The organism is Pseudomonas sp. DCA-1 (assembly GCF_046523955.1).
Lineage (GTDB): Bacteria > Pseudomonadota > Gammaproteobacteria > Pseudomonadales > Pseudomonadaceae > Aquipseudomonas > Aquipseudomonas putida_Y.
Window position 1 is genome coordinate 930,315 of sequence record NZ_CP169881.1, and the last position, 21,202, is coordinate 951,516.

The 21,202-nt window shown below is 59.8% G+C and carries 20 protein-coding genes; 18 read left to right on the plus strand and 2 right to left on the minus strand.

Annotated features, from left to right (window positions below; all coding sequences use genetic code 11):
• The first annotated feature begins 3 nt into the window (after positions 1-3).
• From rplO to bfr, 10 genes are all read left to right on the plus strand, one after another.
• Entirely contained in the window at positions 4-438 is a 435-nt protein-coding gene (gene rplO, locus ACE4QZ_RS04550) for a 50S ribosomal protein L15 (RefSeq protein ID WP_003255461.1), read from the plus strand.
• Positions 439-1,770 carry a preprotein translocase subunit SecY gene (gene secY, locus ACE4QZ_RS04555; RefSeq protein WP_003255459.1) on the plus strand — a complete coding sequence of 444 codons (1,332 nt, stop codon included), beginning with the start codon at positions 439-441 and terminating at the stop codon, positions 1,768-1,770.
• Between the two features lie 28 nt (positions 1,771-1,798).
• Positions 1,799-1,915 carry a 50S ribosomal protein L36 gene (gene rpmJ / locus ACE4QZ_RS04560; protein WP_002555468.1) on the plus strand — a complete coding sequence of 39 codons (117 nt, stop codon included), beginning with the start codon at positions 1,799-1,801 and terminating at the stop codon, positions 1,913-1,915.
• A gap of 131 nt (positions 1,916-2,046) precedes the next feature.
• Positions 2,047-2,403 carry a 30S ribosomal protein S13 gene (rpsM, locus tag ACE4QZ_RS04565; protein ID WP_012316515.1) on the plus strand — a complete coding sequence of 119 codons (357 nt, stop codon included), beginning with the start codon at positions 2,047-2,049 and terminating at the stop codon, positions 2,401-2,403.
• An 18-nt stretch (positions 2,404-2,421) separates the two neighbouring features.
• The gene (gene rpsK / locus ACE4QZ_RS04570; protein WP_003255454.1) at positions 2,422-2,811 is read left to right on the plus strand and encodes a 30S ribosomal protein S11; all 390 of its coding nucleotides are present in this window, start codon (positions 2,422-2,424) and stop codon (positions 2,809-2,811) included.
• A gap of 15 nt (positions 2,812-2,826) precedes the next feature.
• Positions 2,827-3,447, plus strand: coding sequence for a 30S ribosomal protein S4 (rpsD, locus tag ACE4QZ_RS04575; protein WP_003255453.1), 621 nt, complete (start codon positions 2,827-2,829; stop codon positions 3,445-3,447).
• A gap of 22 nt (positions 3,448-3,469) precedes the next feature.
• On the plus strand, positions 3,470-4,471 hold the full coding sequence (locus ACE4QZ_RS04580; protein WP_003255452.1) for a DNA-directed RNA polymerase subunit alpha: 1,002 nt from the start codon (positions 3,470-3,472) through the stop codon (positions 4,469-4,471).
• Positions 4,472-4,513: 42 nt separating this feature from the next.
• A complete protein-coding gene (rplQ, locus tag ACE4QZ_RS04585; protein ID WP_003255451.1) occupies positions 4,514-4,900 on the plus strand; it encodes a 50S ribosomal protein L17 in 387 nt (128 codons plus the stop codon).
• 172 nt (positions 4,901-5,072) lie between these two features.
• Complete coding sequence (locus tag ACE4QZ_RS04590) at positions 5,073-6,512, plus strand: catalase (RefSeq protein WP_021783894.1); 1,440 nt, start codon at positions 5,073-5,075, stop codon at positions 6,510-6,512.
• Positions 6,513-6,675: 163 nt separating this feature from the next.
• Positions 6,676-7,140 carry a bacterioferritin gene (bfr, locus tag ACE4QZ_RS04595; RefSeq protein WP_003255449.1) on the plus strand — a complete coding sequence of 155 codons (465 nt, stop codon included), beginning with the start codon at positions 6,676-6,678 and terminating at the stop codon, positions 7,138-7,140.
• 72 nt (positions 7,141-7,212) lie between these two features.
• Here bfr and uvrA read toward each other — a convergent pair whose 3' ends face one another.
• On the minus strand, positions 7,213-10,047 hold the full coding sequence (gene uvrA, locus ACE4QZ_RS04600; RefSeq protein ID WP_028697804.1) for an excinuclease ABC subunit UvrA: 2,835 nt from the start codon (positions 10,045-10,047) through the stop codon (positions 7,213-7,215).
• A 129-nt stretch (positions 10,048-10,176) separates the two neighbouring features.
• On the opposite strand from uvrA, the gene ACE4QZ_RS04605 reads away from it, so the two are divergent.
• Together ACE4QZ_RS04605 and ACE4QZ_RS04610 are read left to right on the plus strand one after the other, a co-directional pair.
• Entirely contained in the window at positions 10,177-11,571 is a 1,395-nt protein-coding gene (locus tag ACE4QZ_RS04605) for an MFS transporter (protein ID WP_021783896.1), read from the plus strand.
• 9 nt (positions 11,572-11,580) lie between these two features.
• A complete protein-coding gene (locus ACE4QZ_RS04610) occupies positions 11,581-12,123 on the plus strand; it encodes a single-stranded DNA-binding protein (protein ID WP_021783897.1) in 543 nt (180 codons plus the stop codon).
• A gap of 90 nt (positions 12,124-12,213) precedes the next feature.
• Here ACE4QZ_RS04610 and ACE4QZ_RS04615 read toward each other — a convergent pair whose 3' ends face one another.
• Positions 12,214-13,596, minus strand: a complete 1,383-nt coding sequence (locus ACE4QZ_RS04615) for a PLP-dependent aminotransferase family protein (protein ID WP_021783898.1) — start codon at positions 13,594-13,596, stop codon at positions 12,214-12,216.
• Positions 13,597-13,796: 200 nt separating this feature from the next.
• Here ACE4QZ_RS04615 and ACE4QZ_RS04620 point away from each other — a divergent pair, with 200 nt between their 5' ends.
• The 6 genes from ACE4QZ_RS04620 (at position 13,797) to fdhE (ending at position 21,115) form a co-directional block, all read left to right on the plus strand.
• Positions 13,797-14,582 carry a sulfite exporter TauE/SafE family protein gene (locus tag ACE4QZ_RS04620; protein WP_410480400.1) on the plus strand — a complete coding sequence of 262 codons (786 nt, stop codon included), beginning with the start codon at positions 13,797-13,799 and terminating at the stop codon, positions 14,580-14,582.
• 21 nt (positions 14,583-14,603) lie between these two features.
• Entirely contained in the window at positions 14,604-15,365 is a 762-nt protein-coding gene (locus tag ACE4QZ_RS04625; RefSeq protein ID WP_103443401.1) for an SDR family NAD(P)-dependent oxidoreductase, read from the plus strand.
• Between the two features lie 147 nt (positions 15,366-15,512).
• A complete protein-coding gene (fdnG, locus tag ACE4QZ_RS04630) occupies positions 15,513-18,581 on the plus strand; it encodes a formate dehydrogenase-N subunit alpha (protein WP_143514742.1) in 3,069 nt (1,022 codons plus the stop codon).
• Positions 18,581-19,531 (plus strand): formate dehydrogenase subunit beta, encoded by a 951-nt coding sequence (gene fdxH, locus ACE4QZ_RS04635; RefSeq protein WP_021783903.1) that lies wholly within the window; start codon positions 18,581-18,583, stop codon positions 19,529-19,531. The genes fdnG and fdxH overlap by 1 nt, the downstream gene beginning before the upstream one ends.
• A complete protein-coding gene (locus ACE4QZ_RS04640; RefSeq protein ID WP_021783904.1) occupies positions 19,528-20,184 on the plus strand; it encodes a formate dehydrogenase subunit gamma in 657 nt (218 codons plus the stop codon). Before fdxH ends, ACE4QZ_RS04640 begins: the two co-directional genes overlap by 4 nt.
• A 4-nt stretch (positions 20,185-20,188) precedes the next feature.
• Positions 20,189-21,115: a formate dehydrogenase accessory protein FdhE gene (gene fdhE / locus ACE4QZ_RS04645; protein WP_021783905.1), complete on the plus strand. Its 927-nt coding sequence runs from the start codon at positions 20,189-20,191 to the stop codon at positions 21,113-21,115.
• Positions 21,116-21,202 lie beyond the last annotated feature (87 nt).

The following is a 21,202-nucleotide window of genomic DNA, read 5'->3' on the forward strand; positions in this document are numbered from 1 at the left end:
TCGATGAAACTCAATGATCTGAGTCCAGCGCCGGGTTCCCGTCGCGAGAAGCATCGTCCAGGTCGTGGTATCGGTAGCGGTCTGGGTAAGACCGGCGGCCGTGGCCACAAAGGTCAGACTTCCCGTTCGGGTGGTTCGATCGCTCCTGGCTTCGAAGGCGGTCAACAGCCGCTGCACCGTCGCCTGCCGAAGTTCGGCTTCGTTTCCCTGAAAGCCATGGACCGCGCTGAAGTGCGTCTGTCCGAGCTGGCCAAAGTGGAAGGCGACGTGATCTCCGTGCAATCCCTGAAGGATGCCAACGTGATCAACCAGCACATTCAGCGTGTGAAAATCATGCTGTCTGGCGAAGTTACTCGCGCAGTCACCATCAAGGGTATCGCAGCCACCAAGGGTGCGCGTGCGGCTATCGAAGCAGCTGGCGGCAAATTCGAGGAATAAATGGCTAAGCAAGGTGCTCTCTCTTCGCTCGGTAAGGGCGGGATGTCGGAACTCTGGGCTCGTCTGCGCTTTCTGTTCATGGCGATCATCGTCTATCGGATAGGTGCACATATCCCGGTTCCCGGCATCAATCCGGACCGTCTGGCGGATCTGTTTCGGCAGAATGAGGGGACCATTCTTAGCTTGTTCAACATGTTTTCCGGTGGCGCGCTTGAGCGCATGAGCATCTTTGCACTGGGGATCATGCCGTACATTTCGGCATCGATCATCATGCAGTTGATGACGGCGGTCAGCCCGCAACTGGAGCAGTTGAAGAAGGAAGGTGAAGCTGGCCGTCGCAAGATCAGCCAGTACACCCGCTACGGCACCGTTATCCTGGCACTGGTCCAAGCCATTGGCATGTCCATTGGCTTGGCCAACCAGGGCGTGGCGTTTTCTGCAGGCCTGGGCTTCCATGTCGTCGCTGTTTCCACTTTCGTGGCTGGCGCGATGTTCATGATGTGGCTGGGCGAGCAGATCACCGAGCGCGGTGTGGGCAACGGTATCTCGATGTTGATCTTCGCAGGTATCGTTGCCGGTCTTCCGAGAGCAATCGGGCAGTCTTTCGAGTCTGCACGCACAGGCGATATCAACATTTTCGCCCTGGTCGCTATCGGTCTGCTGGCAGTAGCGATTATCGGTTTTGTGGTGTTCATTGAGCGTGGTCAGCGTCGTATCGCCGTTCATTACGCCAAGCGTCAGCAGGGCCGCAAGGTCTTCGCTGCGCAGACCAGCCACTTGCCGCTGAAGGTGAACATGGCAGGGGTTATCCCGGCCATTTTCGCGAGCAGCATTCTGCTGTTCCCGGCTTCGCTGGGTGCCTGGTTTGGTCAGTCTGAAGGTATGGGCTGGCTGCAGGACATCTCGCAGTCGATCGCTCCTGGTCAGCCGTTGAACATTCTGCTGTTTAGTGCAGGGATCATTTTCTTCTGCTTCTTCTACACAGCGTTGATGTTCAATCCGAAAGACGTAGCGGAAAACCTGAAGAAGTCCGGTGCCTTTATTCCGGGTATCCGTCCTGGTGAGCAGTCGGCGCGCTACATTGATGGCGTTCTGACCCGTTTGACCATGTTCGGTGCTCTTTACATGATGGCCGTCTGCCTTCTGCCCCAGTTCCTGGTGGTGGCAGCAAATGTGCCGTTCTACCTTGGCGGGACCTCGTTGCTGATTGTGGTAGTGGTTGTGATGGACTTCATGTCCCAAGTACAATCGCACCTCGTTTCGCACCAGTACGAATCCCTGATGAAGAAAGCCAACCTGAAAGGCTACGGTGGCAGCGGTCTGCTGCGCTGATACGCCCCTAAGGTTCGAGGAGTCGGTAATGAAAGTTCGTGCATCGGTGAAAAAGCTGTGCCGTAACTGCAAGATCATCCGTCGCGAAGGCGTCGTACGAGTGATCTGCAGCGCGGAACCGCGTCACAAACAGCGCCAAGGCTGAGTGTGATCTGCGCTTCAAACCCAGCAGCTAGTGTGCTGCTGGGTTGATTATTCGTTTCTACAGCGATATTATCTCGCGCCCTATTTCTTGGCTTCCGGGGCGTAGGTAGCTGTCAATTGGAGTCCCACTGAATGGCCCGTATTGCAGGCGTCAACATTCCAGATAACAAGCATACTGTTATCTCGCTGACCTACATCTATGGTGTCGGTCGCACAACTGCACAGAAGATTTGTGCAGACGCTGGTGTAAACCCAGCCGCTAAGATCAAGGATCTGAGCGACGAGCAAATCGAAACCCTGCGTGGCGAAGTCGCGAAGTTCACCACCGAAGGTGACCTGCGTCGTGACGTCAACATGAAGATCAAGCGCTTGATGGACCTGGGTTGCTACCGCGGCCTGCGTCATCGTAAAGGTCTGCCGGTTCGCGGTCAGCGCACCAAGACCAACGCACGCACCCGTAAGGGCCCGCGTAAGCCGATCCGCAAGTAATCGCCCAGGAATATAGACATGGCAAAACCTGCTGCTCGTCCTCGTAAGAAAGTCAAAAAGACAGTGGTTGATGGCATCGCCCACATCCACGCTTCTTTCAACAACACCATCGTGACCATCACCGATCGTCAGGGCAATGCTTTGTCCTGGGCGACTTCCGGTGGTTCGGGTTTCCGTGGTTCGCGCAAATCCACCCCGTTCGCAGCCCAGATCGCTGCTGAGCGTGCTGGTCAAGCTGCGCTGGAATACGGTCTGAAGAACCTCGACGTTAACGTCAAGGGTCCAGGTCCAGGTCGTGAGTCCGCCGTTCGTGCATTGAACAGCTGCGGCTACAAGATCGCCAGCATCACCGACGTGACGCCAATCCCGCACAACGGGTGCCGTCCGCCGAAGAAGCGTCGCGTGTAATCAGGAGACAGAAGAATGGCACGTTACATTGGTCCAAAATGCAAACTGTCTCGTCGTGAAGGCACTGATCTGTTCCTGAAGAGCGGCGTTCGCGCTCTGGAATCGAAGTGCAATATCGAAGCAGCCCCAGGTATCCACGGCCAGCGCCGTGGCCGTCAGTCCGACTACGGCACCCAGCTGCGTGAGAAACAAAAAGTCCGTCGTATCTACGGTGTTCTGGAGCGTCAGTTCCGCGGTTACTACCAAGCTGCTGCCTCGAAAAAAGGCGCAACCGGTGAGAACCTGCTGCAACTGCTCGAGTGCCGTCTGGATAACGTCGTTTACCGTATGGGCTTCGGCTCGACTCGTTCCGAGTCCCGTCAGCTGGTTTCGCACAAAGCGATCAGCGTCAACGGTAAGACTGTAAACATTCCATCCTACCAAGTTCGTCCGGGTGACGTGGTCGCAGTCCGCGAGAAATCGCTGGGCCAGTTGCGCATTGTTCAAGCCCTTGAACTGTGCGCCCAGCGTGGCCGCGTTGAGTGGGTTGACGTGGATGCTGCTAAAAAGTCGGGCGTTTTCAAGAACGTTCCTGCTCGCAGCGACCTGTCTGCCGACATCAACGAAAACCTGATTGTCGAGCTCTACTCCAAGTAAGGGCTAGAAAATAGGTGCATCCATGCAGATTTCGGTAAATGAGTTCCTGACTCCCCGCCATATTGATGTGCAGGTAGTCAGTCCGACCCGCGCCAAGATTACGCTCGAGCCTCTCGAGCGTGGTTTCGGCCATACCCTGGGCAACGCGCTGCGCCGCATCCTGTTGTCCTCCATGCCTGGCTGTGCAGTAGTCGAGGCCGAGATCGATGGCGTACTCCATGAGTACTCCGCGATCGAAGGTGTTCAGGAAGACGTAATTGAAATCCTGTTGAACCTGAAAGGCCTGGCTATCAAACTGCATGGTCGTGACGAAGTTACGCTGACCTTGTCGAAAAAGGGTTCGGGGGTGGTTACCGCTGCCGATATTCAGCTGGATCACGATGTCGAGATCGTCAACCCCGATCACGTAATCGCGAACCTGGCGTCGAACGGCGCTCTGAACATGAAGCTCACTGTAGCTCGTGGTCGTGGTTACGAGCCGGCCGACTCCCGTCAAACCGACGAAGACGAAAGCCGTAGCATTGGCCGTCTGCAGTTGGACGCTTCGTTCAGCCCGGTGCGTCGTATCGCCTATGTGGTCGAGAACGCCCGTGTTGAACAGCGTACCAACTTGGACAAACTGGTCATTGATCTGGAAACCAACGGCACCCTGGATCCTGAAGAGGCTATCCGCCGCGCTGCGACCATTCTGCAACAGCAGTTGGCCGCGTTCGTCGACCTCAAAGGTGACAGTGAGCCTGTCGTAGTCGAGCAGGAAGACGAGATCGACCCGATCCTGCTGCGTCCGGTTGACGACCTGGAACTGACTGTACGTTCGGCCAACTGCCTCAAGGCGGAGAACATCTACTACATCGGCGACCTGATTCAGCGTACCGAAGTAGAGCTGTTGAAGACTCCTAACCTGGGTAAGAAGTCCCTGACTGAAATCAAGGACGTTCTGGCCTCTCGTGGTCTGTCTCTCGGCATGCGCCTCGACAACTGGCCGCCTGCAAGTCTTAAGAAAGACGACAAGGCGACCGCCTGATCGTCGTAATCACCGAACGTAGTGTTTGGTAAGGAATGAATCATGCGTCATCGTAAAAGTGGACGTCACCTGAGCCGTACCAGCTCTCACCGCAAGGCTATGTTCCAGAACATGGCAGTGTCGCTGATCGAGCACGAGCTGATCAAAACCACCCTGCCGAAAGCCAAGGAACTGCGCCGCGTTGCCGAGCCGCTGATCACCCTGGCCAAGGAAGACAGCGTTGCTAACCGTCGTCTGGCCTTCGACCGTACCCGTTCGAAGTCCGCTGTTGGCAAACTGTTCAACGACCTGGGCAAGCGTTACGCCACCCGTCAGGGCGGCTACCTGCGCATCCTGAAGTGCGGTTTCCGCGCTGGCGACAACGCGCCTATGGCGTACGTCGAGCTGGTTGATCGTCCGGTCGGCGGTGCTGTAGAAGCTGCTGAGTAAGACGTTCTGTCTGCTACAAAGAACCGGGCCTAGTGCCCGGTTTTTTGTTTGTATACCTATTGTTTATTTCTATTGATATAAGTTATGTAATAAATTTGTACCTGTAATCTCGCTCGGCAATACTCTCTTTACAGCCGATAAGCCGGCGCTTGTAGACCGATAAGGAGAGCCCATGAGCAAGATTCTCACCACCGCTAGCGGTGCACCTGTAGCCGACAACCAGAACTCCCGCTCCGCCGGCCCGCGCGGTCCGCTGCTGCTCGACGACTTCCACCTGATCGAGAAGCTCGCCCATTTCAACCGCGAGAACATTCCAGAGCGCCGTGTCCATGCCAAAGGTTCGGGTGCCTATGGCACCTTTACCGTTACTCACGATATTACCGGCTATACCAGCGCCAAACTGTTCGAAGAGATCGGTAAACAAACTGAGACTTTCTTACGTTTCTCCACCGTTGGTGGCGAGCGCGGTTCGGCTGATACCGAGCGTGACCCGCGCGGCTTCGCGGTGAAGTTCTACACCGAGGAAGGCAACTGGGACATTGTCGGTAACAACACGCCAGTATTCTTCATTCGCGACCCACTGAAGTTCCCGGACTTTATCCACACCCAGAAGCGCCACCCGCAGTCCAACCTGAAGAACGCCCAGATGATGTGGGATTTCTGGTCGCACTCCCCTGAAGCGCTGCATCAGGTCACCATCCTCTTTTCCGACCGTGGCATTCCGGACGGCTACCGCCATATGCATGGTTTTGGCAGCCACACCTACAGCCTGATCAATGCAAAGGGTGAGCGTACCTGGGTCAAGTGGCACTTCAAGACTCAACAAGGCATCAAGAACCTCACCCCGGCAGACGCTGCACGCCTGGCAGGTACCGACCCGGATTACGCTCAGCGAGATCTGTTTGAGGCTATCGAGCGTGGCGACTACCCGCGCTGGACGGTCTGCATTCAGGTGATGAGCGAAGCCGAGGCTGCCAGCCGTGACGAGAACCCATTCGACGTGACCAAGACGTGGTCGCAGAAGGACTATCCGCTCATCAAGGTGGGTGTGCTGGAACTCAATCGTAACCCGCTCAACTATTTCGCAGAGGTCGAGCAGGCCGCGTTCGGGCCTAGCAATATGGTGCCCGGCGTCGGTCTTTCGCCAGACCGGATGCTTCAAGGCCGCGTATTCGCCTACGCCGACGCGCACCGCTATCGCGTGGGTACCAATCACCAGCAATTGCCAGTCAATGCGCCACGCTGCCCGGTAAACAGCTATCAGCGCGACGGCTCCATGGCTACCGGCGGCTACGGTAGTGCACCGAACTATGAACCAAACAGCTACAGCGACGCCCCGAAACAGTCCCCACGCCATGCTGAGCCAGCATTGGCCATGAATGGTTCGGCTGATCGCTACGATCACCGCGAGGACACTGACTATTTCAGCCACGCCGGCGCTTTGTTCCGTTTGATGAGCGATGAGCAGAAGGCCCTGCTGATCAGCAACATCGCTGGCACCATGGCGGGCGTCAGCGAAGACGTGATCCAGCGTCAGTTGCAGTACTTCTTCAAGGCGGATCCGGCCTACGGCGAAGGGATTGCGAAGGCTTTGGGCATCAATTTCGCCTAAGTCGAAGTGATAAGTAGAACCGCCCTCATTTGGGCGGTTTTTCAATGAATATCACTACTGTTTAACCGTTTTTTTGCGTCTGATTGCGCGTTTTTCAGTGACCGTAGACAAAAGCTGGTTCACACTATGTGGCATAGACGTTTTCACATGGAGAATCAGGGCGATGCAAGGCCACCCGGACGTAATCAACTATCTCGTCACGCTGCTGAAGGGCGAACTGGCGGCACGCGACCAGTACTTCATTCATTCGCGCATGTACGAAGACTGGGGCCTGTCCAAGCTCTACGAGCGCATCAACCACGAGATGGAGGAAGAGACGCAGCACGCCGATGCCCTGATGCGTCGTATCCTCATGCTCGAAGGTACCCCTGACATGCGTGCGGATGACCTGGAGGTCGGCAGCACTGTGCCGGAAATGATCGAGGCAGACCTCAAGCTCGAATACAAGGTGCGCGGTGCGCTTTGCAAAGGTATCGAGCTGTGCGAACTGCACAAGGACTACGTCAGCCGTGACATCCTGCGTGCTCAGCTGGCCGACACCGAAGAAGATCACACCTACTGGCTTGAGAAGCAGCAGGGCCTGATCAAGGCCATCGGGCTGGAAAACTACCTGCAGTCGCAGATGTAAGTTATCCACAGGCTCAAATAAAAGCCCCTGGCACCATAGGTACCAGGGGCTTTTTCATTGCGCTGGCAACACTCAGGCTCGATCCCGCTCCAGCAATGGTTTCAGGTAATGGCCGGTATATGACTGCTTCATCTCGCTCAGCTCTTCTGGCGTACCGCAGGCAATGATCTGGCCACCCTTGGAGCCACCTTCCGGCCCCAGGTCAACCAGCCAGTCGGCGGTCTTGATCACATCCAGGTTATGCTCGATCACCACCACGGTATTGCCGTGGTCGCGCAGGCGATGCAATACGTCGAGCAGTTGCTGGATATCGGCAAAGTGCAGGCCGGTGGTAGGTTCGTCGAGGATGTACAAAGTCTTGCCGGTATCGCGCTTGGACAGTTCGCGTGACAGCTTCACGCGCTGTGCCTCACCCCCTGACAGCGTGGTCGCTGACTGCCCCAGTTTGATGTACGACAGGCCCACATCCATCAACGTTTGCAGCTTGCGCGCCAGCGCCGGCACCGCATCGAAGAACTCTCGGGCATCCTCGATGGTCATTTCCAGCACTTCGTGGATGTTCTTGCCCTTGTACTTGATCTCCAGGGTTTCGCGGTTGTAGCGCTTGCTCTTGCACACGTCACACGGCACGTAGATGTCCGGCAGGAAGTGCATTTCCACTTTGATCAGGCCATCGCCCTGGCAGGCCTCGCAACGGCCACCCTTGACGTTGAACGAGAAACGTCCCGGGCCATAACCACGCGAGCGTGACTCCGGTACACCAGAGAACAGCTCGCGGATCGGTGTGAAGATACCCGTGTAGGTCGCCGGGTTGGAGCGCGGGGTCCGGCCTATCGGGCTCTGGTCGATATCCACCACCTTGTCCAGGTGCTGCAGGCCATCCATGCTGTGGTGTGGTGCGGCTTCCAGGCTGCTTGCGCCATTTAGGGCGGTGGCGGCCAAGGGGTAAAGGGTGTTGTTGATCAGCGTCGACTTACCCGAGCCGGATACACCGGTCACGCAGGTCAGCAGGCCGATCGGCACTTCCAGGTCGACGTTCTGCAGGTTGTTGCCACGCGCGCCCTTGAGCTTGAGTTGCAGCTTCTTGTTGCGCGGCGTGCGCTTGGCCGGCACAACGATCTTCTTGCGCCCGGACAGGTACTTGCCAGTCAGCGAATCGGGGTGGTCCATGACCTCCTGGGGCGAGCCCTCGGCGACGATCTGTCCGCCGTGCACACCAGCGCCAGGGCCGATGTCGACCACGTAGTCGGCCAGCCGGATGGCGTCCTCGTCGTGCTCCACCACGATCACCGTGTTGCCCAGGTCGCGCAAATGGTTGAGGGTGGCCAACAGGCGGTCGTTGTCGCGTTGATGAAGGCCGATGGACGGTTCATCGAGGATGTACATCACCCCCACAAGACCGGCGCCGATCTGGCTGGCCAGGCGGATACGTTGCGCTTCACCACCGGACAGGGTGTCGGCGCTACGATCCAGGGTCAGGTAGTCGAGGCCGACGTTGACCAGGAACTGAAGTCGTTCGCAGATTTCCTTGAGGATTTTTGCCGCGATTTCGCCACGCCGGCCGGTCAGGGTCAGTTCGCCAAAGTAGTTGCTGGCTTCACCGATCGGCATATTGGTTACCGCCGGCAGGGTCTTCTCGCCCACCCACACATGGCGCGCCTCGCGGCGCAGGCGCGTACCCCGGCAATCCGGGCACGGTTGTGTGCCAAGGAACTTGGCCAGTTCTTCACGCACCGTGGCCGATTCGGTTTCGCGGTAGCGGCGCTCAAGGTTCGGCACAATGCCTTCGAACGGGTGCGATCGCTTGACGATGTCGCCTCGGTCGTTGAGGTACTTGAAGTCGACACTCTGCTTGCCGCTGCCCTGCAGGATCACCTTCTGGTGTTCGGCCGACAGCTCGCCGAAAGGCTCCTCCAGGCTGAAGCCATAGTGCGCGGCTAACGAACCAAGCATCTGGAAGTAGTACACGTTACGGCGGTCCCAGCCGCGGATCGCGCCTTCGGCCAAGGTGAGCTCGGTGTTGACCAGGCGTTTGGTGTCGAAGAACTGTTTGACCCCCAGGCCGTCGCAGGTCGGGCAGGCGCCAGCCGGGTTGTTGAAGGAGAACAGCTTCGGTTCCAGCTCACTGATCGCGTGGCCGCACACTGGGCAGGCGAAGCGCGCGGAGAATATCGTCTCTTCGCCTTGTTCGCCGTCCATCGGTGCCACCAAGGCAATACCATCGGCCAGCTTCAGCGCGGTCTCGAACGATTCGGCCAGGCGCTGTTGCAGGTCGGCGCGCACTTTGAAACGGTCCACCACCACATCGATGCTGTGCTTCTTCTGCTTGTCCAGCTTGGGCAACTCATCGAGTTCGTAGAGTTTGCCGTTGACCCTGGCCCGCACGAAGCCCTGGGCGCGCAGCTCGTCAAACACTGCCAGATGCTCACCTTTGCGCTCGCGCACTACCGGCGCGAGCAGCATCAGTTTGCTGCCTTCCGGGTTTTCCAGCACCAGGTCGACCATTTGGCTGATCGTTTGCGCCTCCAGCGGAATATCGTGGTCCGGGCAGCGTGGCGTACCGACGCGGGCGTACAGCAGGCGCAGGTAGTCATAGATTTCGGTGATGGTGCCGACCGTGGAACGCGGGTTGTGCGAGGTCGATTTCTGCTCGATCGAAATCGCCGGCGACAGGCCTTCGATGGTGTCGACGTCGGGTTTTTCCATCATCGACAGGAACTGCCGGGCGTAGGCCGACAGCGACTCCACGTAGCGGCGCTGGCCTTCGGCGTACAAGGTATCGAACGCCAGGGACGACTTGCCGGAACCGGACAGGCCGGTGATCACGATCAACTTGTCCCGGGGCAGGGTCAGGTCGATGTTCTTCAGGTTGTGGGTACGTGCCCCACGAATCAGGATCTTGTCCACTACGGCCTCGCTCGGCGGGCATAAACAAGGAAGTATACGGCGCCCTGCCAGTACGCGGCAAAGCGTCGCGTAGATGCCGTCAAGCTGTCGGACTGATAGAATCGCCGCCGGTTCACACGAGGTTAATCCATGCACGACACCCACAACGAGCGCATGAGTGGCGGCGAAACCCGCGCCGCTGGCGGCCTTGCCCTGGTCTTTGCCTTTCGTATGCTGGGCATGTTCATGGTCTTGCCGGTACTGGCCACCTACGGCATGGACCTGGCTGGCGCCACGCCTGCGCTGATCGGCCTGGCCATTGGGGCCTATGGCCTTACACAGGCGGTATTTCAGATTCCGTTCGGGATGATTTCCGACCGCATCGGTCGCCGGCCGGTGATTTATCTGGGGCTGGTGATCTTTGCCCTTGGCAGCGTGCTGGCGGCCCAGGCCGACTCTATCTGGGGCGTGATTGCCGGGCGCATCCTGCAGGGCGCCGGGGCAATTTCTGCTGCGGTCATGGCGCTGCTGTCCGACCTCACCCGCGAGCAACACCGGACCAAGGCCATGGCCATGATCGGCATGAGCATCGGCCTGTCGTTCGCTGTCGCCATGGTCGTTGGTCCACTGCTGACAAGTGCCTTTGGTTTGTCAGGTTTGTTCCTGGTCACGGCTGGGCTTGCCCTGGTAGGCATCCTGTTGATCGCGTTTGTCGTGCCCAACACCCACAGCATCCTGCAGCACCGCGAGTCGGGTGTGGCACGCCAGGCCATCGGCCCAACCCTGCGCCATCCGGACCTTCTGCGCCTGGACGTAAGCATTTTCATCCTGCACGCCATCCTCATGGCCAGCTTCGTTGCGCTGCCGCTGGCGTTCGTCGAGCGTGGCGGCCTGCCCAAGGAGCAGCACTGGTGGGTGTACCTGACCGCGCTGTTCATCTCATTTTTTGCAATGGTCCCGTTCATCATCTACGGCGAAAAAAAGCGCAAGATGAAACGTGTGTTGGCCGGCGCGGTCAGTGTCCTGCTGCTGACAGAGATATACTTCTGGGAGTGGGCTGACGGTTTGCGCGGACTGGTGATTGGCACCGTGGTATTCTTTACCGCATTCAACCTGCTGGAGGCTTCGCTGCCTTCTCTGGTGAGCAAGGTGTCGCCTGCCGGTGGCAAGGGGACGGCAATGGGGGTGTATTCCACCAGCCAGTTCCTCGGCGCAGCGTTAGGCGGGATTCTTGGTGGCTGGCTGTTCCAGCACGGTGGGCTGGACACGGTGTTCCTCGGTAGTGCGGCGCTGTGTGCTATCTGGCTGATCGTTGCCTTGCGCATGAACGAGCCGCCATATGTGACCAGCCTGCGCTTGCCCCTGACGCCTGAGGCGGTCCGGGAAGCCGGCCTGACCGAGCGCCTGATGGCCGTGCCGGGTGTGACCGACGCTGTGGTGGTTGCAGAAGAAGCCGCCATCTATATCAAACTGGATACGAAAATTTTGGACCGTGCGACCCTCGAGCGACTGGTGAATCCAGCCTCTTCGGCGTGCGAAGCCTAGGAGAACGTTATGGCCCGTGGGGTTAACAAAGTCATTCTGGTCGGTACCTGTGGCCAGGATCCCGAAGTCCGCTACCTGCCCAACGGTAACGCCGTGACCAACCTGAGCCTGGCCACCAGCGAGCAGTGGACTGACAAGCAGTCGGGCCAGAAGGTCGAGCGTACCGAGTGGCACCGTGTGTCGTTGTTCGGCAAGGTTGCCGAAATCGCTGGCGAATACCTGCGCAAGGGTTCGCAGTGCTACATCGAAGGCAAGCTGCAGACCCGCGAGTGGGAAAAAGACGGCATCAAGCGCTACACCACCGAGATCATCGTCGACATCAACGGCACCATGCAGCTGCTCGGCGGTCGTCCGCAGGGCCAGCAGCAGGGCGGTGACCCGTACAACCAGGGTGGCGGCAATTACGGTGGTGGCCAGCAGCAATACAACCAGGCACCGCCACGCCAGCAGGCCCAGCGCCCGCAACAGGCCCCCCAGCGCCCAGCGCCGCAACAGCCTGCGCCGCAGCCGGCTGCTGATTTCGACAGCTTCGATGACGATATTCCGTTCTGATCAGAGCGGTAAGGCGTTCAGCAGGACCAGAAACCCGGGGCAGTTGCCCTGGGTTTTTTTATGGGCAGCACCGCATATCTGGCATCGCGGTCAGTAGAACAATCGCGGCTCCGGCGAATCCAGCAGGCTTGCCAGCTTGGTCAGGGCAAAGGCCAGTTCCTGGCGGCTGGGTGCCATCAGGGCGATGCGCACACCGCTGGTGGCGTGGCTGCGTTCTGGCAGGAACTGGCTGCCGCTGACTACCGTTACGCCGTTGTCACGCGCAAGGTTGGCAAACTCGTCGCTGGTCCACGGTTCTGGCAGCTCCAGCCAGATATGGAAGCTGTGAGGCTGAGTGCGGACCTTGTATCGGCCAAGAATCTCCCGGGCCAGGTGCTGGCGTGCTGCCGCCTCATCTTGTTGCATACGCACCAACTGGTCGGCCTTGCCGCTGTTGATCAGGTTGCTGGCCAGTTGCGCCATCAGTGGCGATGGCATCCACACGCTGCTGCGTACCATCGATGATAACCGTGACAGGGTTTGCGGCGGGGCGTACAGGTAGCCGATGCGCAGTGCCGGCAGCACGCTTTTGGACAGGCTGGTGAGGTACACCGAGCGTTCAGGCGCATACGCTGCAAGCGGCTTGTAGTCCGGGTTGGGCTCGAGAAAACCGTAGATATCGTCATCCACGATGTACAGGTCGAACTCCCGGGCGATCTCGGCGATGGCCTGGCGCCTTGCAGGGGGCATGATCGAGTTGGTCGGGTTCTGGTGCGTGGTGACGCACACCAGCAGGGAAGGGCGGTGTTCCAGGCAGGCCGCGCGCAATGCCTCCGGGATGATCCCGTGTTCGTCCATGGCTACGCCGCGCAGGCGCCGGCCCATGCTGTGGGCCAGGGATATGATGCCGGGGTAGCAAAGCGACTCGCACAGCACCACATCGTCACTCTTCGACAGGCTGCTGATGGTCACCAGCAGCCCATGCTGGGCGCCAGCGGTCAGTACTACCTGCTGCCAACGCGCATCAGGCAGCCAGCGCTGTATCCAGGTCGCACCGGCTTGTTTGTGGGACGTGTGGCCACCCTCTGTCACATAGTCGAGTACCTGCCCCAAGTCCGAGGAGGCGGCCATTTCGCTGATAGCCGCGCCTAGCCATTCGCTCATGTGAGCGTCGTTGGGCTTGATGATCGAGAGATCGATCTGGCTGCTTTCGCCGGCCACGGGCGCGGGCACCGACGGGGCGGTTAATGGCTGTCGCAATTGCCTGACAAACGTGCCTCGGCCTACCTCGCCCGCCACCAAACCGCGCTTGGCTGCTTCGTCGTAGGCCCTGCCAACAGTGCCGGGGGTTACATTCAGCGCCTCGGCGAGGTCCTTGAGTGTGGGTAAGCGATCGCCTTCTGCAAGCCGACCACCTTCGATGTCCTGTTCAAGGGCATCAGCGATCATCAGGTAAACCGGCTGTGTTTGATGGCTGAATTGAGGGACCCACATGGAAATGGCACCAGACGCTGCAAGAGCGCGAAAGCCTAGCATGAAAGCTCGGATGCAGGTAATGATGGTAATTGGTTTGATTGAGTTGATTTTATTTTAGATTGAATCGATTCAATTTTTGAAATTACAATCATCGCCCGATCAGGCCAGCCGCACTCGCGCTGTGCCTGGCTTAAACGCTCCACTGGATGGACATTGCTATGGAAATTCTGGGTTCTTACTGGGCGGAGCACTGGTTGCTGGCCATCCTCATGCTTGGCGCGATCGCCTTCGTTGCGGGTTTCGTCGACAGCATTGCCGGTGGTGGTGGCTTGTTTCTGGTACCGGGCTTTCTGCTGGTTGGCATGCCGCCGCAGGTGGCACTGGGCCAGGAAAAACTGGTCAGTACCCTTGGCACACTGGCGGCTATCCGAAACTTCCTGGCCAACAGCAAGATGGTCTGGCAGGTAGCGTTGGTCGGAGTGCCGTTTTCGCTGCTAGGCGCCTACCTGGGGGCTCACCTGATCGTGTCGATCTCGCAGGAAACTGTGGGCAAGATCATCCTGGCACTGATCCCGCTCGGTATTCTCATTTTCCTTACCCCCAAGGACCGCCCGGTCGAGGAGCGCGAACTGTCATCGCGCATGCTGTTCACCGTGGTCCCGCTGACCTGCCTGGCCATTGGCTTCTATGACGGCTTCTTCGGCCCCGGTACCGGCAGCATGTTCATCATCGCTTTCCATTACCTGTTGCGCATGGACCTGGTCTCCAGTTCGGCCAACTCCAAAACCTTCAACTTCGCTTCCAACATCGGTGCGTTGGTCGCCTTCGTCAGCGCAGGCAAGGTCGTCTACCTGCTGGCATTGCCACTTGTGGCCTGCAACATCCTCGGTAACCACCTGGGCAGTTCCCTGGCCTTGCGTAAAGGCAACGAAGTGGTGCGCAAGGTGGCGGTGTTCTCGATGCTCTGCCTGTTCACCAGCCTGGGCGTGAAGTACCTGACTTGATCCATTGATAGGAGATAACGAATGAAAACCGCATTTGTAACCGGTGCTTCCTCAGGCTTTGGCCGCGCCATCTGCTGCACCCTGATCGGCAAAGGCTACCGCGTGGTCGGTGGTGCCAGGCGCATGGACAAACTGAAAGCACTGGAGGCTGAACTGGGCGCCAATTTCATTCCGATGGCGCTGGATGTCACTGATTCAGTATCGCTCGAGAAGGCGGTCGAGCAGATGCGTGAGGCGTCGCTGCAGATCGATCTGCTGGTCAACAACGCGGGGCTGGCGCTGGGCGTGGACCGTGCCCAAGCCAGCAGTGCCGCAAACTGGCAGCAGATGATCGACACCAACATCACCGGCCTGGCCATGGTCACCCACAAGATTCTGCCGCAGATGGTGGAAGCCGATAGCGGCATGATCATCAACATCGGCTCGATCGCCGGTACTTACCCCTACCCGGGCGGTAACGTGTATGGCGCCAGCAAGGCGTTCGTCCGCCAGTTCAGCCTCAACCTGCGTGCCGACCTGGCTGGCACCCGCGTGCGGGTAAGCAACATCGAGCCGGGGCTGTGCTCAGGCACTGACTTCTCGATGGTGCGCCTGAATGGCGACGTGGATGCCGTGCAGGCCCTGTATCGGGATGTAGAGGCCCTCCTGCCGGAGGACATTGCAGCAACGGTAGCCTGGGTTGCCGAGCAGCCGGCGCATGTAAACATCAACACCATCGAGATCATGCCTGTGGCGCAGAGCAGTGCGGCGCTGAATGTGGTGCGCAACCTGCCACGTACCTGATTGGTGCTGTACCGCTGACTCAGGTCATCGCACCTTCTGGATTCTTGACTAGTCTTATCCTTTGGCGGCTATCAATTGGCCGCCACCGTGACTACCAAGAGGCGCCGGCAATGTTCCGTGCGTCCACCACCTGATCAGGAGTGCACGATGGACCTGAACCGTCGGCAGTTCTTCAAGGTCGCCGCCGTCGGCCTTGGAGGCTCGAGCCTTGCAGCGTTGGGCATGGCCCCGACGCCGGCATTCGCCGAGCAGGTGCGTCACTTCAAGCTGGCGCATACCAAAGAAACCCGTAACACCTGCCCCTACTGTTCGGTCGGCTGCGGCCTGATCATGTACAGCCAGGGTGATGCGGGAAAAAACGTCAAACAGAACATCATTCATATCGAAGGGGACGCCGACCACCCGGTCAACCGGGGCACCCTCTGCCCGAAAGGCGCCGGCCTGCTGGACTTTATCCACAGCTCGAGCCGCCTGCAGTACCCCGAGGTTCGCAAGCCGGGCAGCAAAGAATGGGTGCGGGTCAGCTGGGACGAGGCGCTCGACCGCGTCGCCGACCTGATGAAGCAGGACCGCGATGCCAACTTCATCGAAAAGAACGCCCAAGGACAAACAGTCAACCGCTGGCTCTCCACCGGTTTTCTTGCCGCTTCCGCCGCTTCCAGCGAGGCTGGCTACCTGACCCACAAGGTCATCCGCGCAACAGGCATGCTGGGGTTCGATAACCAGGCACGTGTCTGACATGGCCCGACGGTGGCAAGTCTTGCCCCGACGTACGGCCGTGGCGCCATGACCAACCACTGGTCCGATATCGCCAACGCGAATCTGGTCCTGGTGATGGGTGGCAACGCAGCAGAAGCGCACCCGTGCGGCTTCAAGTGGGTGACCGAGGCCAAGGCGCACAACAAGGCGCGGCTGATTGTGGTCGACCCGCGGTTTACCCGTACCGCTTCGGTGGCGGATTACTATGCACCGATCCGTACTGGTACCGACATCGCCTTCATGGGCGGGCTGATCAACTATCTGCTTAGCACAGACAAGATCCAGCACGAGTACGTGCGCAACTACACTGACGTGTCGTTCATCGTCAAAGAGAACTACGGCTTCGAGGACGGGTTGTTCAGCGGCTACGACGAGGCCAAGCGTGTGTACGCCGACAAGTCCGGCTGGGGTTACGAGCTGGGCGAGGACGGCTATGCCAAGGTCGACCCGACACTGCAGCACCCTCGCTGCGTGTTCCAGCTGATGAAACAGCATTACAGCCGCTATACCCCGGAACTGGCGAGCATGACCTGTGGCATGCCACAGGACGCCATGATGAAGGTCTGGGAAGAGATCGCCTCCTGCTCGGTACCGGGCAAGACCATGACGATCCTCTATGCGCTCGGCTGGACGCAGCATTCGATCGGCGCGCAGATCATTCGTAGCGCGGCCATGGTTCAGTTGCTGCTGGGCAACGTCGGCATGCCGGGTGGAGGGGTCAACGCGTTGCGTGGACACTCCAACATCCAGGGCCTGACCGACCTCGGCCTGTTGTCCAACTTGCTGCCGGGTTACCTGACCTTACCCGGCGATGCCGAGCAGGATTACGCCGCCTACATCGACAAACGCGCCTCCAAGCCACTGCGCCCGGGCCAGCTGTCGTACTGGCAGAACTACGGCAAGTTCCACGTCAGCCTGATGAAAGCCTGGTACGGGGCCAACGCCACGGTAGAAAACAACTGGGGCTACGAGTGGCTACCCAAGCTCGACGTGCCGGGCTACGACGTGCTGCGCATGTTCGAGATGATGGACCAGGGCAAGGTCAACGGCTATATGTGCCAAGGTTTCAATCCGATTGCAGCGCTGCCGGACAAGAACCGTGTCACTGCGGCGCTGAGTAAGCTCAAGTGGCTGGTGGTCATGGACCCGCTAGCTACCGAGACATCGGAGTTCTGGCGCAATGCCGGGCCGTTCAACGACGTCGACACGGCCAATATCCAGACCGAAGTGATCCGCTTGCCCACTACCTGCTTCGCCGAGGAAGACGGGTCGCTGGTCAACAGCAGCCGTTGGCTGCAATGGCACTGGAAGGGCGCAGACGGCCCGGGCGAGACCCGTACCGACGTGCACATCATGAGCGAGTTGTTCCTGCGCCTGCGCCAACGCTACCAGGCCGAGGGCGGCACCTATCCCGACCCGATAATGAACATCAGCTGGCCGTACAAGATACCTGAGGAGCCATCCCCGGAGGAGTTGGCCAAGGAGATGAACGGCTGGGCGGTGGCCGATGTCACCGACCCGACTGGCGCGGTGATCAAGGCGGGCCAGCAACTGGCGGGCTTCGGCCAGCTCAAGGACGATGGCAGCACCGCGTCTGGCTGCTGGATCTTCGCCGGCTGCTGGACCGAACAGGGCAACCAGATGGCTCGCCGCGACAACAGCGACCCGTATGGCATGCACCAGGTACAGAACTGGGCCTGGGCCTGGCCGGCCAACCGCCGCATCCTCTACAACCGTGCGTCCAGCGACCCGCAAGGCAAGCCTTGGGACCCGGAGAAAAAGCGCCTGGTGTGGTGGAGCGGCAAGGCCTGGACCGGCACCGACGTACCGGACTTCAAGGTCGACTCGCCGCCCGAGGCTGGGATGAATCCGTTCATCATGAACCCTGAAGGCGTGGCGCGTTTCTTTGCCATCGACAAGATGGCCGAAGGCCCGTTCCCCGAGCACTATGAGCCATTCGAAACACCGATCGGCATCAACCCGCTGCACCCGCAGAACAAGAAGGCCACCAGCAACCCGGCCGGGCGCATCTTCGATTCCGTGTGGGACACCCTCGGCACGCACGACGAGTTCCCCTATGCGGCGACCACCTACCGGCTGACCGAGCACTTCCACTTCTGGAGCAAGCATTGCCGGCTCAACGCCATTGCCCAGCCCGAGCAGTTCGTCGAGATCGGCGAGGTGCTGGCCAACGAGAAAGGCATCAAGGCCGGCGACCGGGTACGGGTGTCGAGCAAGCGTGGGCATATCGATGCGGTGGCGGTGGTGACCAAGCGGATTCGCCCGCTGCAGGTCAACAATCAGACCGTGCACCAGATCGGCATCCCGCTGCACTGGGGCTTCACCGGCGTTACCCGGCATGGCTACCTGACCAATACCTTGGTGCCGTTCCTCGGTGATGGCAACACGCAGACGCCAGAGTCCAAGTCGTTCCTCGTCAAAGTGGAGAAACTCTGATGGCCAGCCAAGACATCATCGCCCGCTCGGCCACCACTACCGTTCCGCCCTCGGTGCGTCAGCAGCAGGAAGTCGCCAAGCTGATTGACACTACCAAGTGCATCGGTTGCAAGGCCTGCCAGGTGGCGTGCTCGGAGTGGAATGAACTGCGTGACGAGGTTGGCCACAACCACGGCACCTACGACAACCCCCAGGACCTCACGGCCGAGACCTGGACCCTGATGCGCTTTACCGAGCATGAGCGCGACGACGGCAACCTGGAGTGGCTGATCCGCAAGGATGGCTGCATGCACTGTGCCGACCCAGGTTGCCTGAAGGCCTGCCCAAGCCCTGGTGCGATCATCAAACACGCCAACGGTATCGTCGACTTCAACCAGGACCACTGCATCGGCTGCGGCTACTGCATCACCGGCTGTCCGTTCAACATCCCGCGCATCTCGCAGAAAGACCACAAGGCGTACAAGTGCACCCTGTGTTCCGATCGCGTGAGCGTGGGGCTGGAGCCGGCGTGCGTGAAAACCTGCCCGACCGGTGCGATCGTGTTCGGCAGCAAGGACGAGATGAAAGTGCATGCGGCCGAGCGCATCGTCGATCTGAAATCGCGGGGCTACGACAACGCCGGGTTGTACGACCCGGACGGCGTCGGTGGCACCCACGTGATGTACGTGCTGCACCATGCCGACACGCCGAAGCTGTATGCCGGCCTGCCGGACCAGCCAGTGATCAGCCCGTTGGTGGGGTTGTGGAAGGGCTTCACCAAGCCGCTGGCGCTGTTGGCCATGGGCGCGGCGGTGCTGGCGGGGTTCTTCCACTATGTGCGGATCGGCCCTCAGCGTGTCGAGGAGGATGAGCACCCGACACCGCCGGACGAAAGCGTGCATCAAGTGGACCCGTCGGTCCATGTCTATGATCCGAAGCAGCCCGGTGGGCAAGGGGAGCAGCGGCCATGAACGACAACAAACCCATACTGCGCTACAACGCCAACGAGCGTAGCAACCACTGGGTGGTGGCGATCCTGTTCATCCTGGCTGGGCTGTCGGGGCTTGCGCTGTTCCATCCGGCGCTATTCTGGCTCAGCAACCTGTTCGGCGGCGGGCCGTGGACGCGCATTCTGCATCCCTTCCTCGGGGTAGCGATGTTCGTGTTCTTCCTCGGCCTGGTATTGCGCTTCTGGCGGGCCAACTTCATCACCGCCAACGACCGCCTGTGGCTGCGCCGCGTGGACCGGGTAATGCGCAACGAGGAGGAGGGTGTGCCGCCGGTCGGCAAGTACAATGCCGGGCAGAAGCTGCTGTTCTGGACCCTGCTGGTGTGCATGCTGGTGCTGCTGGTCAGTGGCGTGGTGATCTGGCGGGCATACTTCAGCCATTGGTTTGGCATCGATGCCATTCGCTTGTCTGCGCTGCTGCATGCGCTGGCGGCCTTCGTGCTGATTCTCAGCATCATCGTGCACATCTACGCCGGCATCTGGATCAAGGGCTCGATCAGCGCCATGCTGCATGGCTGGGTCAGCCGCGCCTGGGCACGCAAGCATCATGAGTTGTGGTACCGCGAAGTGACCGGCGACAAGACGCCGGGTGATCACGGACGAAAAGAAGGATGAGCGCTTGAGCAGCATACTCGAACCCGGGCAGATCGAAGCGTCGGCTGTCACGCCGCCATTTCTGCACCTGCCTGCCGCCAACCTGTTTGAACTGCGCGCCGCGCGCCTGGAGCATCTGGCTGAAGGCAACGCGCTTGGCGACTACCTGACGCTGATCGCGCGGTTATGCCGCATCCAGCAGCAGCTTGTGGATAACCCGCCCGGCGGTCTGCCGGTGGCCGAGGAACGTCAGCGCCTGTGCATGGATCATGGTTTGCCGCCGCTGGCGGCTGACAGTCTGGTGCGTGAAGGGCCGTGGCTGGTCTGGTTGCAGGCACTGCTTGAGCACCTCAACAGCGAAAGCAGTGGCCCGCTGGGTGAGGCGCTGCAGCTGCTGCGAGGCAGTGATGACCATCAGCGCAAGGGCTGGGGCATTGCTTTGCTGGCAGGCCAGTACGATGGTGTGCCCGCAGCACTGGTGCCCTTCCTCGGGGCCGCGTTGCAGGCAGCCTGGTCCAGCTGGTTGCTGGCGCTGCCCGCACACCAGCTCAAGCCAGCCGGCAGCCTGGCCCAATGCCCGGCTTGCGGTTCGCCGGCGATGGCCGGGGTGGTGCGCAACCGTGGAAAGCACAACGGCTTGCGTTACCTGGCCTGTTCGTTGTGTGCCTGCGAGTGGCATGTTGTGCGAGTCAAGTGCGTGTACTGCGAGTCGAGCAAGGATTTGCGTTACACCAGCCTTGAGGATGACCGCCATGCACCAGGCAAAGCGCCGCTGCGCGCCGAGTGCTGCCCTGGTTGCGACAGCTACCTGAAGCAGAACTACCTGGAGAACGATGCGGCGGCCGAGCCGCTGGCTGACGACCTGGCCAGCCTGGCCTTGGATATACGCCTGGACGGGGAGGGTTTCCATCGCCTGGCGCCCAACCTGATGCTCGCCCCGGGTAGCGGTTGAGGGTCTACACTGAAACACCGACTTGCCTTCGTACCTACAGGTAATTGCGCCAACCTTCAGGATGACGCTGTACTTGTAGGAGCGGGT